The 15,101-nt window shown below is 42.8% G+C and carries 10 protein-coding genes; 6 read left to right on the top strand and 4 right to left on the bottom strand.

The window, feature by feature from the left end:
* Positions 1-201: 201 nt before the first annotated feature.
* From V7K31_RS30535 to lpdA, 4 genes are all read right to left on the bottom strand, one after another.
* Entirely contained in the window at positions 202-870 is a 669-nt protein-coding gene (locus V7K31_RS30535) for a carbonic anhydrase (RefSeq protein ID WP_335100130.1), read from the bottom strand.
* Positions 871-1,033: 163 nt separating this feature from the next.
* On the bottom strand, positions 1,034-1,285 hold the full coding sequence (locus V7K31_RS30540) for a DUF5340 domain-containing protein (protein WP_335100553.1): 252 nt from the start codon (positions 1,283-1,285) through the stop codon (positions 1,034-1,036).
* A gap of 244 nt (positions 1,286-1,529) precedes the next feature.
* Positions 1,530-2,420 carry an indole-3-glycerol phosphate synthase TrpC gene (gene trpC / locus V7K31_RS30545; RefSeq protein ID WP_335100131.1) on the bottom strand — a complete coding sequence of 297 codons (891 nt, stop codon included), beginning with the start codon at positions 2,418-2,420 and terminating at the stop codon, positions 1,530-1,532.
* A 72-nt stretch (positions 2,421-2,492) separates the two neighbouring features.
* On the bottom strand, positions 2,493-3,923 hold the full coding sequence (gene lpdA / locus V7K31_RS30550; protein ID WP_335100133.1) for a dihydrolipoyl dehydrogenase: 1,431 nt from the start codon (positions 3,921-3,923) through the stop codon (positions 2,493-2,495).
* A 792-nt stretch (positions 3,924-4,715) separates the two neighbouring features.
* On the opposite strand from lpdA, the gene V7K31_RS30555 reads away from it, so the two are divergent.
* The 6 genes from V7K31_RS30555 (at position 4,716) to V7K31_RS30580 (ending at position 15,044) form a co-directional block, all read left to right on the top strand.
* Positions 4,716-6,494 carry an SWIM zinc finger family protein gene (locus V7K31_RS30555; RefSeq protein WP_335100135.1) on the top strand — a complete coding sequence of 593 codons (1,779 nt, stop codon included), beginning with the start codon at positions 4,716-4,718 and terminating at the stop codon, positions 6,492-6,494.
* Between the two features lie 357 nt (positions 6,495-6,851).
* Positions 6,852-8,639 carry a ShlB/FhaC/HecB family hemolysin secretion/activation protein gene (locus V7K31_RS30560; RefSeq protein WP_335100137.1) on the top strand — a complete coding sequence of 596 codons (1,788 nt, stop codon included), beginning with the start codon at positions 6,852-6,854 and terminating at the stop codon, positions 8,637-8,639.
* Between the two features lie 493 nt (positions 8,640-9,132).
* Complete coding sequence (locus V7K31_RS30565) at positions 9,133-11,769, top strand: EAL domain-containing protein (RefSeq protein ID WP_335100139.1); 2,637 nt, start codon at positions 9,133-9,135, stop codon at positions 11,767-11,769.
* 247 nt (positions 11,770-12,016) lie between these two features.
* Positions 12,017-12,937, top strand: coding sequence for a histone deacetylase family protein (locus V7K31_RS30570; RefSeq protein WP_335100141.1), 921 nt, complete (start codon positions 12,017-12,019; stop codon positions 12,935-12,937).
* 304 nt (positions 12,938-13,241) lie between these two features.
* Entirely contained in the window at positions 13,242-13,961 is a 720-nt protein-coding gene (locus tag V7K31_RS30575) for a hypothetical protein (protein WP_335100143.1), read from the top strand.
* Between the two features lie 315 nt (positions 13,962-14,276).
* On the top strand, positions 14,277-15,044 hold the full coding sequence (locus V7K31_RS30580; RefSeq protein ID WP_335100145.1) for a DUF1350 family protein: 768 nt from the start codon (positions 14,277-14,279) through the stop codon (positions 15,042-15,044).
* Positions 15,045-15,101: the final 57 nt, after the last annotated feature.

Genomic DNA, 15,101 nt, shown 5'->3' on the forward strand with positions numbered 1-15,101 from the left:
AGCCATAACAGACCCTTGTATTAGTAAGATTTATTAGTAACTCTAATTGAACAAAAATATAAAAAATAATTTATAACTTTGACGTAAAATTTACAAGAGTGTGACAAAAAACACCTACTTATTTCACTTCAAATAAAAGTTGTAAAGGCACGATTGCTCCCCTCCCAAATGTATATTGTTGTGTGGCGATAAATTACCAAATTAACTCTCATTTTTTAACATAGCGTAGAGCCTAAACTCTAGAAGTAAGGGGCAGATGTGCAATTGCCATTGCACAGTTGAAACGTTCAAATCTTTAATTAGCCCAGTGCGTATATCTAGTACCCAGCCATGAACAATAGGCGCTTTTCGTTCATGGAGTGCCTGACGCATCATCGAAGTTTGGTAAATATTTTTTACTTGCGCCACAACATTGATTTCCGCCAAACGATTCAGACGTTCTTCTCTTGTTGGCAAGGCATCAATTTCTTCTTGTTTCTGTAAGTAGAGTTCCCGAATCGGATTTACCCAATTATCAAGAATTCCGATGGTTCTTCCTTCTAAAGCCGCCTTAATTCCGCCGCAATCGTAGTGACCACAAACGATAATATGTTCCACCCCAAGATGTAAAATTGCATATTCTAAAACGGCTAAAAAGTTAATATCCGTCAGAGAAACTTGATTGGCAATATTACGATGTACAAATAACTCTCCTGGTTCAGTACGGGTAAACTTTGTTAAGGCTAGACGACTATCAGAACACCCAATGTATAGAAAAGGTGGTGTTTGTCCGTTAGATAATTCTTGAAAGTAAGTTGGGTCTATAGCTAGTTTCTCGGCAACCCAAGCCTGATTATTTCTGAAGATTTCATCAATGCTGTTATATTTCATCTTTCGTCAAATTCGAGAGAGAATATGATCAATATTTTAGCTGCTCTACAGTTTCCTTTAAATCAATATGAACTTCTTCAGGGCTAAAATCTTATAAAGATGACAAGATTACAATTTTTTTCTCCGATGCCAAATTTGAGGTTTAGATATTAAGTTATCAGCTTCAATCAGGGGCAACAACTTTGCTACCGTTATGATGGTTGATCGACCAACGGTGATCAATAGTTACAGAGGAAAACTCGCAAATTTCTTCTAGTCGTTTTTGCTGCACAGCAGCTTTACGGAGAGTAATAATTAGCTGATTCACTTGATACCGTAAATCTGGATTATCATTTACCGCTAACATGGTTTGTCTTTCTAAAAGTTGAAGTATAAGTTCGTAGTGAATAGGTGAAGGTAGAGGAATTTGCTCCATGAAGTTAAATTTTGATTTCATATTTGGGATTTTGTATTAGTCAGAGTTTGTCTCTTGTTAATGAATTGTTACATAAGAAATAACTAGTTGCTTATGGCTTTTATTTGATTAGCAATGAAGATTTGGCAAAGATATTGATGATAACTTAACAGCAAAGTGCTGCGTATCTACGCATAGTGTGACCGCTCGGTTATTGTGTGCAGTTAGTTGCCCTACGCCCCTCCGCGCAGGGACGGTGTTGCTTTCAGAAATTCGTCGGCAAGATACGGCCTATCGCTGCGCCGGGATCTGCTTGTTTTACCAAAGATTCTCCAATGAGTACAGCAGATGCACCTGCTGTAAATACCAAACTCAAATCATCTGGGTTGTATAGTCCTGACTCGCTGACAACAAGGATGTTTTTCTCCTGCAATTGGCTACCTCTTGCAGCTAAAAGTTGACAAGTAGTTTGCAGGTTAACAGAGAAATCTTCCAAATTGCGATTATTAATTCCTACTAAGGAGACCCCATCTAAGGCTAACACACGGTCAAGTTCTACTAAATTATGGACTTCAATCAAGGCTGCCATTTTCAGTTTGTTAGCAATTTTCAGGAAGTATTGCAAATCTTGATCGCCCAGGATAGCTGCAATCAACAAAATTGCATCTGCACCGTGAACCCGCGCCAAGTATATCTGGTAAGCATAAATGATAAATTCTTTGCACAGTAGCGGCAAATCTACGGCAGCCCGAACCTTGGCTAAGTTGTCAAAACTACCTTGAAAGAACTTGACATCTGTCAGTACAGAAAGACAAGTAGCTTTGGCTTGTTGATAAGAAAGAGCGATCGCTACTGGGTCAAAATCTGCTCGTAAAACGCCTTTACTGGGTGAAGCTTTTTTAACTTCGGCAATCAATGCTGGCTTAGTCTTACCTTGGCGCAAGGCGGCGATAAAATCACGAGTTGGCGGCGCAGTTAGTACCTGCTTGACCAATTCCTGCAAAGGAACTTTTTCCCGCATTTGGTCATATTCTACTTCTTTCTGCCAGACAATTTCCTCCAAGATGTTCTTTGGCGCTGCATCAGGCACGGCAGTCTGATAACACAATATCGATACATTAATAGCTGGGTTAGGTGAACGGCGGCGAATTTGCATAATCAGTGCTGAGTTAGGAGTTAGGAGTTAGGAGTTAGGAGTTAGGAATTATTAACTCCTAACTCCTAACTTTTAGATGGCGATCGCTCGTTTATAAGCTTCGTCCAAGACTTCGGAAAGTGTCGGGTGGGCGTGAACTAGATGTGCAAGGCTTTGCACAGATTGACGGTTAGCGATCGCGGCTGACGCTTCATGAATTAAGTCTGAGGCGTGCAGTCCGAAAATGTGAACGCCTAAGACTTCTCCGGTGTCTTTGCGATATATCACCTTGGCAATCCCGTCGGCTTCATTTTCTGCTAACGCCTTGGAATTCCCTTTGAAGTAACTTTTACTGGTGGCGATTTCAAAGCCTTCGGTTTGTCCCAACTCCTTCGCTGCGGTTTCTGTTAAGCCCACATAGCTGATTTCTGGATGGGTAAACGCCGCCGCCGGGATGCTGCGATAGTCTACTATTCTTTCCCTACCAACTATGTTTTCTACCGCGATGATGCCTTGAGCAGAAGCCGCATGTGCCAACATCATCTTTCCATTCGCATCGCCAATTGCCCACAAATGCGGTACTACTTCACCGGCTGACAACACTGCCATGCGATCGTCAACTGGGATAAAATTCCGCCGATCAATTTCCACACCCACAGACTCTAAACCGAGATTTTTGGTCGCCGGGATGCGTCCCGTAGCTACCAAGCAAGCATCTACTTCGATGACATCTACATCTTCTTTGGTTTTGAAATCTGCTAACTCAATCACCACAGGTGAACCGGGAATAACTTTTTTGGCGTATATTCCTACTTTCGTTTCAATATCGCGGGGAGTAATCAGCACTCGTTCGGCAAGTTTGGCAATATCGCGGTCAAATCCTGGCATTAGCTGATCTAGGGCTTCAATCATGGTGATTTCACAACCCAAAGCTGAGTAAATATCAGAAAATTCTAAGCCGATGTAACCACTGCCAATAATCGCCACCCAGTCTGGTAATGACTCTAACTTGACGCCTTGATCGCTGGTAAAGACAGTTTTGCCGTCTACTTCAATCCCTGGAGGCACAAAAGGAATTGAACCAGGAGAAAGGATGATGTCTTTAGCTGTGATGGTTTTTTCACCACCGTCTGTGGTAATGGAGACTTTTTGCGCCCCAGCGATTTTTCCCCAACCCCTGATGATATCTACTTTTAGACGTTTGAGGCTGTTGGTTAAGTCGCCTTGAATTTTCGATACGAGATTACTAGCATGATTAGCGATCGCTTGGCGATCGAATTCCACGCTCCCAATTTGAATTCCCAGTGACTTGAGGTGGTGGGCATTGCGTAACTCCCGCACACGTCCAGATGCTGCCAGCAGTGCTTTAGAAGGAATACAGCCCCGATTAACACAGGTTCCTCCCATATCAGCAGCTTCAATAATCGCTGTTTTCAGACCGCAACTTACGGCGTGTAAGGCTGCGCCATGTCCGCCTACACCAGCGCCGATAATTACTAAATCGTAATCATATCCTTGACTCACGTTAGTTTCCCCGTGTGCTTCGCCTATTTATTCTCAACTTGACCGACAATCAGTGCAACCCCTTTAACAGTTATCAATTTTATCCCTTAACTCTAAATCACTTACCATACACTATCAGGACTGTTTACTGTTGACTGTTCACTGATTTAAGGTTCGGGTGTTGCTAACTCAAATTATTATTCACTTACTTCTGGCGAAAATATGGATCTTTTCATTATATCTGAGCTAGTTAATGAATAGAAATTGTAATTTCATCCAGACTCCCCATTCCTCCTTATCCCCACGGTGTACACACAAGTCAAAAAAAGCTCGATTTCCAATTGTTCTCTCGTTCCCATACTCAGTATGGGAACGACCAAAGCCTCATCAGGCTAATTGCTTTATAAAAATGCCTGATTACTTTCTCAAAATACTTAAATGCTTTCACAAAATGACTTTTGACTTACTCAAAATGACCTTTGACTTTCTAATTTCAGTGTTTTCCGCAAGTCAAATCACCTTTGACTTATTCAAACCCCAGTTTGCTTTCTCATTTGGGTGTTTTCCGCAAGCAAAAGGCAGAGCGAAAGTCAAAATTATTTATAAACAAGTTGATAAATTCAAAACCTTGCCAATATACGGCTTGTACCTTACTAGGCAAGAATTTTAAGACTTGTGTGTACACCGTAGCTTATCCCCAAAGAGGCCCCACCTTCCCCACTCCCACACCTTTGAATTTCTTTACAGTGCGTTAGCCTAACACCTAAGCTGGATTTAAGATTTATCCAGAGGATTTACACAGGCGATCGCTCGATGTCTATTCCCCAAATTAGTGAATTTACTATCCGCCGTCATGCTAACGCCAAATCTTTCCAGCAGGGCGAGGCATACTATGCGGCTGGTGCTGTCAATGCTGTTAGCCAACGTGGTCATCTGGTTCAGGCAGATGTTATGGGCAATCAAACTAGACCTGATCATGTCAATCTGAGTTTCGATAGCAGTGGGTTAACCTCAGTCAACTGTACCTGTGGTTACAACTTTGAGGGTTGGTGCAAACACATTGTAGCGACGATGCTCGTTTGTGCGCGTAACTCAGAAAATATTGAGCAGCGCCCTACCTTAGAACAACTACTTGATCGCTTGGATCATACCCAAACTCAAAAGCTGCTGCAAAATTTGGTAACAGAATACCCACCACTAATCGAGGCGATTAACCGCCATGTTAATTGGATGATCAATCCGGCTCTTGAGGAAACAACCACAAAACCTCTGCGCCGTATTACTATTGATCCGGCTCCCTTTCGCAAACAAGTCCGGCAGATTCTCCGGGATGCCGTGCGTTACTTTGAGGAGGGGTGCGAAGAAGACCCGATTGCCGGGGAATTGCTGAGTGTAGTCCAAACTGCGATAGATTTTAGCGAACAGGGAGAGGGTGAAAATGCGATCGCTATTTTAGAAGTGATTACCTCTACCTGTGTGGAAAATTGGCATGAGGTTGCAGAATACGGCGTTGAAAATGATCAAATTGTCGGAGAATTGAATAATGCTTGGTGTGAAGCAATTCTCAGTGTGGAGCTGACCCCAGAAGAAAAAGTTGATATTCAAATAAATTTGGAAACCTGGCAAGATGAATGGAATGCTGATTTTGGCCTAGTTATGGAGGCTTTACGCCAAGGTTGGGATTATCCGCCACTGGTGCAAGTTCTCCAAGGTAATATCACCGAAAGGGGGGCTTGGGAAGAAGACGTGCCAGACTATGCAGATGATTTGGCACTAATTCGGCTGAAAATTCTCGAACGTCAGGAACGTTACCAAGAATACCTATATTTAGCAGAAGCGGAAGGACAAACCCAGCAGTATCTCACAATGCTAGGGCGTTTAGGTAGAGTGGAAGAAGCAATTGATGCTGCTCAAACCCAGATGAACTCAATGGAAGAAGCCTTTGCTTTAGCGAAAACACTCAGCGTTCAGGGGGCATTACAGCAAGCACTAGATATAGCCCAGAGTGGATTAAATTTACCGGGTAATTGTCAGTACGAATTGGGAATTTGGACAAGTGATTTGGCTCTGGAATGGGGTAATAGTCAAGCTGCTTTATTAGCAATCAAGGCGGCTTTTCAAGTCAAATCTTGCTTTGTAGACTACCAAAAGATGACAGAATTGGCTGGGGAAAACTGGGAAAGCCTGAAAACAGACTTGCTGAAAATTATCCGTACTGATAGTGGTTGGGGAACAGAATCAGACAAGGTGGATATATTTTTATATGAAGGGCTAATTGATGATGCAATTGCGATCGTTAGTGAACTCAGTTCTTATTATTCCGAGTTGATTCACCGAGTCATGGATGCTGCCATCCCTCATAATCCGGGTTGGGTGATTGCTAATGCTCGTCACCGTGCCGAAAAGATTATGGATGCAGGTAAAGCCGAATACTACTACTATGCGGTTGAATGGTTGAAAAAGGCACGTAATGCCTACTTGGAATCTGGGAAGAAAGCAGACTGGTTAAGTTATCGGGAAAACTTGATGCAAACCCACGCTCGGAAACATAAATTGATGGGAATGTTTAAGCAAAGGGGTATGGATCTTTAGGCTGTCTACCCGACAGCATCTTCTAATTATTTGCGCCTACTTGCTTACCTTCAGAAGTAATAAGTGTAACCTGGATCGCGTCATACGCAAAATCCTGATTTATCCAAATACTTTAGGTCTATTCTCCCGCAGTCACAGATAATTCCAACATATCTGCTTGTTTATGCGGCTCAAATACCATCAATACTTTTAAGTCTGCATTGATACTTCCCTAGCTGAACAAATATGACATTTACCTTACTCAGTGCTGAATAAATTGAGAATTGCCCAAGATATCAACTTTAGCAACAGTAAGATTCACATCTGAAATAGTCGCCGTATAATCCCACAGTTCCTAACAAAAAATAGTCCAGTGCGATGATTGATAAATATCCTCAGAATCTAATAGTCTCCTGCTTACCTCTGAGTATCCTTCTATCACTCAGTAGCATATCTTCTAGTCCAGAGAAAGCTCAGGCTATTGATACTACAGAATTGCGAACTAGTAATTTCATCCTGTCGCAAAAACTCCCACCACCACAGGATGTCCAACCACCTGCACCTTCGCCACTTCCCTCACCGGAACTGCCACAGCCACTTCCGCCACCAGCAGAACTATTTCCCCCCTCTGCCCCAACTCCCACACCAGAGGAACCACTACCTGGTAACTTTCCTCAAACTATTGTTGTTGAACGGTTTGAAGTTATTGGTAGCACAGTCTTCAGTGCCCAAGAGTTAGCCAAAGCCACTGCTGAATTTACGAAACGACCGATCTCACTGACCCAAGTGTATCAGGCACGTTCTAAAATCACTGATCTATACATCAAAAATGGTTACATTACTTCTGGTGCCTATATTCCACCCCAAAGAATCCAATCCGGTGTTGTCAAAATTCAGGTGGTGGAAGGTAAATTAGAAGATATCCAGGTAACTGGGACTCGGCGGTTGAATCCGAATTATGTCCGCAGCCGACTAGCAATAGCGACATCACCGCCTCTGAATCGTCAGCGTCTACTAGAGGCGCTGCAACTTTTGCAACTTAATCCTTTGATTCAAAACGTGACTGCTGAACTCTCAGCAGGATCGCAAAATGGTGTGAGTCTCTTAGAAGTTAAGATCAGTGAGGCAAAAACCTTTAGTAGCCAAATAATTCTTGATAATGGGCGATCGCCTAGCGTTGGCAGTTTCCGCCGCCGATTACAATTGAATGAAGCCAACTTATTGGGACTGGGAGACGCTCTGGGTGTAGCTTACACTAATACCGATGGTAGCAACTCCTTTGACGCCAGCTATACATTACCACTCAATCCCCAGAACGGAACCCTGAGTTTCAACTATGGCACTACCTCAAGTAATGTCATTGAACCTCCTTTCAACGTTTTAGATATCCAATCGGCTTCTCGCTATTACGAACTAACATTTCGCCAGCCCATAGTTCAAACTCCGACACAAGAATTCGCCGTGGGGTTGACAGCTTCCCGACGGGAAAGTGAAGCCTCCTATTCCCCATTGGGAGAGCGACTAGCTTTCCCCGGTTTAGGCGCTGATGAACAGGGACGCACCAAGGTATCTGCGTTGCGATTTTTTCAAGAATGGACTTCTCGTAACAGCCATGAAGTCATCGCCCTCCGCTCTCAATTTAGTTTGGGCATAGATGCGTTGAATCCCACGATTAATCAAAATCCTCCCGACAGCCGTTTTTTTGCTTGGCAAGGGCAAGCGCAGTGGGCACGCCTTTTAGCTCCTGAAACCTTACTGTTACTTCGTTTAAATACCCAACTCGCATCCAGAACACTATTACCTTTAGAGCAATTTGGCTTAGGTGGGCAAGATAGCATTCGAGGCTACCGTCAAGATTACCTGCTGACGGATAATGGCACTTTTGTTTCTGCTGAAGTTCAAGTACCGATTCTGCGCTTACCCCAGATAGATAGCACGTTACAGGTTGTCCCCTTTGCGGATTTTGGTATTGGCTGGAATAGTTCTGGTGTAGAGAATCCCGCTCATAATATTCTAGCTGCTGTTGGTCTGGGTTTGCGTTGGTCACAGAGCGATCGCTTCACCGTTCGTCTTGACTGGGGCATTCCTTTAGTATCTGTTGACTCAAATGAGAGAACATTACAAGAAAACGGTCTGTATTTTAGTTTATTCTATAATCCTTTTTGAATTTTGAATTTTGAATTGTTAATCTGGGTATCCTATGAAAGACAAGGTTAGATGATATAGACCAAGGGACAAAGTTTATAACTTATGTATGAGTGGAGAAAACAGCTAGAACTTCTACCGCAAAAACTGATTGAACAATTAGCCATCTCATTCCAGAAGATGAAGAGTGCTGAATTTCGTTAGCGGATAGCTATACTTTAGCCCGTGTGGAATGTGGGTTAAAAGACCGCCTCCAAGGGGAGCAACAGAACAGCAGGGTATGTACCAAGCACATAACTACTGAGTAATTTTTAATTGACTCAGGACTCAAGATTGAGTGCAGTTAATCATGAAGAGAAAGGCTAGTTTGCACCCTCAAACTAATTTTGAAATCACCGACAGTGGCAACTTTGATTGAGCAAATCTCCCCAGAAGTGTAGGCTGAAAGTCTGCACTTCTGGGAGTAGTATTTTTCAGACTAAGACATAAGGATATAAGAATTTGAGGAACAGCCATGCTAGGAAATGAGCGGGAAAAAATACGCCATCTGTTGGTCATTCAAGACCTGGAAGGGCAGCGAACTGTCCCCTTGGAAGAAACTACTTATTCTCTGGGGCGGCATCCCGCAAACACTATTGTCTTGGCTTCCCGGTCAGTATCAATGCAACATGCAATTTTATTGCGAGTAACTGTTCCACAGACTGACCAATACGGTTTCCAGGTTATTGATGGCAACTACAAGGGAAAAGCAAGTACTAACGGCTTATTTGTCAATGGGACTAAATGCTTTTCTCATAATCTCAGAAACGGAGATATCATCGCCTTTGGCGGTAATCAAGCTCAAGCTAAATATTATGCTATTTCCAACCTCTCAGAAGAAGCATTTTCTGAATCTCGTGATGTTGAAGACTTATCTGGTTTCTTATCAGAGCAAGCCAGTCCTGCCAATCCTTTTCAAACCCTAGCTATCGATCCCAGCTTTGAAGCAGCTAGTGAGTCCGCCCTAGCTCGTCTAGCATCCTTCCCTGAACTGATCCCCAATCCAATTATTGAGATGGATTTCGAGGGAACAGTTACTTATCTCAATCCGGCTGCAACTCTCAAGTTTCCCAAACTCAGGGAAGTTGGGACGCAACACCCGATATTAACAGGACTCTTGAGTGGAGTTAAGAATCTAGAAAAAAATTCTTTTGTGCGGGAGGTGGAAGTAGGCGCAGAAGTTTTTGAACAATCGGTTCTCTACCTTCCTGAAAGTGATTTAATAAGAACTTTTATTATTAGGGATATTACAGAGCAAAAACAGGCGACAGCTGAACTGCGTCAGCGCGATCGCTTGCTACAAGCAGTTGCGGAAGCCGCTAATTATTTGCTAGGGGAAATAAATTACGAAACTGGTATTGATCGAGCTCTAGCTGTATTGGGCGAAGCAGCCAAGGTAGATCGTGTCTATCTTTTTCAGAACCATCCCCATCCTATTACAGGGGAAATGGCAGTCAGCCTACGGTTTGAATGGACACACTCCTTTCTTGAATCTACCCACCAGCATTGGCAGAATCAGCCTTATCAAGCTTCTGGATTAGCCCGTTGGTATACTGTTCTCTCTAGCGGCCAGTCGATTAGCGGACTCACCCAAAAATTTCCGATCGCCGAACAAGAATTCCTGATTAGAGATGGCATTCAATCCCTTCTCTTAGTCCCTCTTTGCTTCGAGAAGGAGTTTTGGGGTTATCTTGGCTTGGCAGACTGCACCTTTGAGCGTCATTGGTCTAAGCACGAAGAATCTACCCTTTTGACAATGGCCGCCAGTATCATTGGTACGCAACAGCGTCGGCAAGTAGAAGAAAAGATTCGCTATCAAGCCCTCCATGACCTGCTGACAGGGTTGCCCAATCGCTTACTATTTAATGAGCTGCTCAGTAAAACCCTGCCCAACGCCACTCGGAATGGGGAAAGTTTAGCTGTGATCTTCCTCGATCTGGATCGCTTCAAGGTGATTAATGACACTCTGGGGCACACTCTGGGAGATCAATTGTTACAAAGCGTCGCTCAAAGATTACAAGACTCACTCAGAGGCGGAGACACCATAGCCCGTTGGGGAGGTGATGAATTCACTATTTTACTCCCGCGAGTCAATGATATTGAAGAAGTAACGCTGGTGGCGAATAGAATGTTACAAGCCTTAGAGGATGCTTTCCATCTCCAAGGGCATGAACTTTATGTGACTGCCAGCCTCGGTATTGCGTTGCTTGATAGCAATAGTCCTGATGCCGAAACACTAATCCAGCACGCAGATGCCGCTTTATACTACGCCAAGGACAAAGGGCGGAATAACTACCAATTCTACAGTGTTTCCCTGAGCGCCAAAAATCCTGAACTCCTGACTTTAGAAAAGAGCTTGCGCTATGCCCTAGAACGTAAAGAATTTACAATATACTATCAACCTCGTGTGAACATTGCCACAGAAGAAATTACTGGTATGGAAGCTCTGTTGCGTTGGCAGCACCCAGAGATGGGGTTGATCGCACCCAGTGTCTTCATTCCCCTCGCCGAAGAGAGTGGATTAATTATCCCCATCGGCGAATGGGTGCTGCGGACAGCTTGTATCCAAAATAAAACCTGGCAAGATGCAGGATTGCCACCCATAACGATCGCTGTCAATCTTTCTCTGAAGCAGTTCCGCCAACCAAAATTGCTGGAGATTATAGCCGAAGTGTTAGAGCAAACCGGGCTGGAGCCACGCTTTTTAGAATTAGAAATTACTGAAAGCATAGCCATTGAGAATTTAAATTTTACCAAGATGGTGTTAGAAAATCTACAGCAGATGGGTGTTTACATCTCCATTGATGACTTTGGTACAGGTCATTCATCGCTCTCGCGCCTACAGCTTTTGCCACTCCACAATCTGAAAATTGATAAGTCTTTTATTCAAGATTTGACGCACGATGTCAAAGTTGCTCATATTATCAAGGCCATAGTTGGCTTGGGACAGAGCTTGGGATTGAAGTTGACAGCCGAAGGGGTAGAAACAGAAGAGGAACTGGCGTTCTTGAGATCGATCAACTGTGACGATGTACAGGGCTTTTTATTCTACCGGCCACTTTCTGCAAAGATTGCAACAGAAATCCTCGAAAGTAAACGCCCAACACTCTAGTACTTTATGAAAGGGACAGGGAACCTGACTTTTGACGCTATGTAGAAAAACCAACGCGAAACCTAACCCCCCAGCCCCCAACCCTGTAGGGTTGGGGGAGAATTCAAAGCCTCTCTCCTTGCATGAGAGAGGAATGGAAGTGAGGTTTTCCAGATCCCGTGAAAAGTCAGACAGGGAACAGGAAAACTGCTTGTACCAGTGAGGATACAATAGCATTGATTGTTTTGCTGCCGACCTTTTTCGTTTTATGCTGCCAGTCATTTATTCCGACGAATTTTTAGATCACAAGACTGGAAAATACCATCCCGAAAAACCAGAACGCTTGATAGCGATCGCTACTGCCCTAAAAACAGCTACATTCGCAGATAAAATTACCTGGTGTGAGCCGACACCAGCATCAGAACAGCCATCACTGATGTCTGTGTTAGTGAAAGCCCATAGCCCAGCCTACATCAAAAAACTTTGGCAAATCGCTTCTAGTGGCGGCGGTCCTTTGGATGGAGATACGCCAGTTTCCCCGCGCAGTTATGATGTGGCATTGTTGGCAGTCAGTGCCTGGTTAGATGGAGTTGAGGCTGTCCTAAAGTCGGCTAATCCGGCTTTTGTATTGGCGCGTCCCCCAGGACACCATGCAGAAAGTGATGCGGGGATGGGCTTTTGCCTATTTTCTAATGCAGCGATCGCCGCTTTATTTGCTCTGGAACAACCTGGAATTAACCGCGTCGCCATCCTCGATTGGGATGTGCATCACGGTAATGGTACTCAGGCGATCGTTGAAACTGAAGCACGCATCGCCTACTGTTCCCTACATCAGTATCCATGCTATCCCGGTACTGGAAGAGCGACAGAATGCGGCTTTCATAATAATGTCTTAAATTTACCTGTACCCCCTGGTAGTGATATTGCAGTATATCAGCCACTATTTGAAAGACAGGTCGTACCGTTTTTAGCTAACTTTCAAGCGGATTTACTGATTGTGAGTGCTGGCTATGATGCCAATGCCGCAGATCCTTTGGCAAGTATCAATTTGCAGCCAGAAGACTACGCTTTATTTACTGATTATTGTCTAGGCGTAACTCGTAAAATTGTATTTGGCTTAGAAGGTGGTTACGATTTTGAGACTCTTTCTCGATCAGTTGTAGCGACGATTGAACGCTGTTTACTTTAAGCTTTCTTTGTTTACCTCTATTATTTCTGTAAGAATTCACTCCGTCAGAATTCAGCAATGAATTCTGACTCCTGACTTCTGAATTCTTCTTCATAAATTCTGACTTCTGACTTCTAGGTACTGAATTCTTACTTATTTCTAGTAGCTCCAAGCAGCAGTTTATAAAGTATCATATTGTACAAATAATTCCTGACTTTACTAGAAGTATTGACTTGCCTGAAAAAGTTTAGACAAAATCCCAGCATTCTAGAAATTTGATTGCTATATTAGATTAAATAACTATTCTGGCAAGGGTTGAAAAGCTGTGCGGCATGATTTACAGGGCTTGGAAATTAGTCAGGATGAACTACAAAAGCTGGCTAATTTGCCTGTCAATGAGGAACTTTTAATCATCACAAATCCTCTGAAACTATTAGCAAATATATATATCCAAAAGCTGAAAAGCTCTGAAGGTGCAACTGTAGTTTTTATTGGATTTTCTACATTTGTTTTTGTCTATATTTTATTTGATATAATTATTAAATTTTTTGTGACGTGGATCACAATTCCATCTTGGATATTGTTAATTATCTTAGGTCTTTGGGTTGGCGGACTTACGCAAACTATCTTATATTTAATCTGGAAAACTAGAAAGAAAATTGTCAAAATTAATATGACAAAATCTCTGCAAACTCTGTTAAATGAGGTAAGTAGATATAATACTGTTATTAGAGTAATAGATATTAATGACCAAATAGAAGAAGCTGGTAATCCAGAAGTAGTTATAAAGGAAAGGGAGGGTGTGATAGAAGCGCTTAAACTCACCAAAGCTGATTTAGTTCGCGCTTTGAAGACAGAAAGGATTTTGAGGGAGCATAAGAGCTTTATCCTTAGTAATACAGAATTATTCGTCAACAATTTAGCAACTTTAACAGCCATGCAAGTAACCGAACAGGCTACCGAACATGGAAGGTTGCTCAATGAAGCATTACAAATTGCATTAGATGTGCAAGACGAAATGAAAAGATTACAGACTCGGCGTTAAAATAATTCGTAATTCGTAATTAAGTTTTGTAATGGAGATTTAGAAAGTACTCCTGAATTTATTCAGTACGGGCTAAACCATAGCTATCCGCTAACAGCACTCAATTAGGAACGTGGATTAAATAAAAAAATCCAAAACTTTATCCTGTCTCTAACTTCCCTCTCCAATATATCGGAGAGGGATTGAGGGTGAGGTAAGCCAGGGACAACGTAACCGACTCACCAGATATTCTCAATGGCTTTTTCCATAATCCTTCCCACGGTTGCGATCTCCGGTCTAACATAAAGAATATTCGTAAAGCGATCGCTTATCCGCATGGACTGGAAAGAAGTTAGAGGCAACTGGGTAATCATTCCCCGAAATCCCATAGGTATCATCCATTTTTTAGGAGGTGCATTTGTCGCCACTGCACCGCACATCACTTATCGCTGGTTACTGGAAGAACTGGCAAGTAAAGGTTATGTTGTAATTGCTACGCCTTTCGTCAATACATTGGATCATACTGCGATCGCACAATCCGTACTGCTAAACTTTGACCGCACTCTCGAACGTTTACATGAGTCTGGGGCATTACGCAAGCTTTACTTCCCCATCTACGGCATTGGACACAGTATGGGTTGTAAACTTCACTTGCTCATTGGTAGCCTATTTAAAGTAGAACGCGCAGGCAATATTTTAATATCCTTCAACAACTACGCCGCAAAAGAAGCTATCCCCCTAGTAGAACAGTTCAATTCTACTTTTACGATCGAGTTTACCCCCTCACCTTTGGAAACTAACAAGCTTATCCAAGATCGTTACAATATCCGGCGCAATTTATTAATAAAATTTAGCAATGACACAATTGATCAATCGGCAGCTTTAACCAAAATCTTACAACAACGCTTTGATGAGATGGTGACAACACAAACGTTACCAGGAACTCACACAACACCTCTAGGTCAAGATATTAAATGGCAAACTGGAACATTTTTCACTCCCTTTGATGCCTTAGGGCAATGGTTCAAGCAAGAAGCATACCGCGACTTGAATCAGCTAAAAAGCAATATCCTCTTGTGGTTAAATCCTCTGGCAGCGCCATAATGTTTTATGACTGTTAAACAGTCATAAAATCGACGTAAAAAGATAAATTAGTTAGTA

Source organism: Nostoc sp. (assembly GCF_036917675.1).
GTDB lineage: Bacteria > Cyanobacteriota > Cyanobacteriia > Cyanobacteriales > Nostocaceae > Nostoc.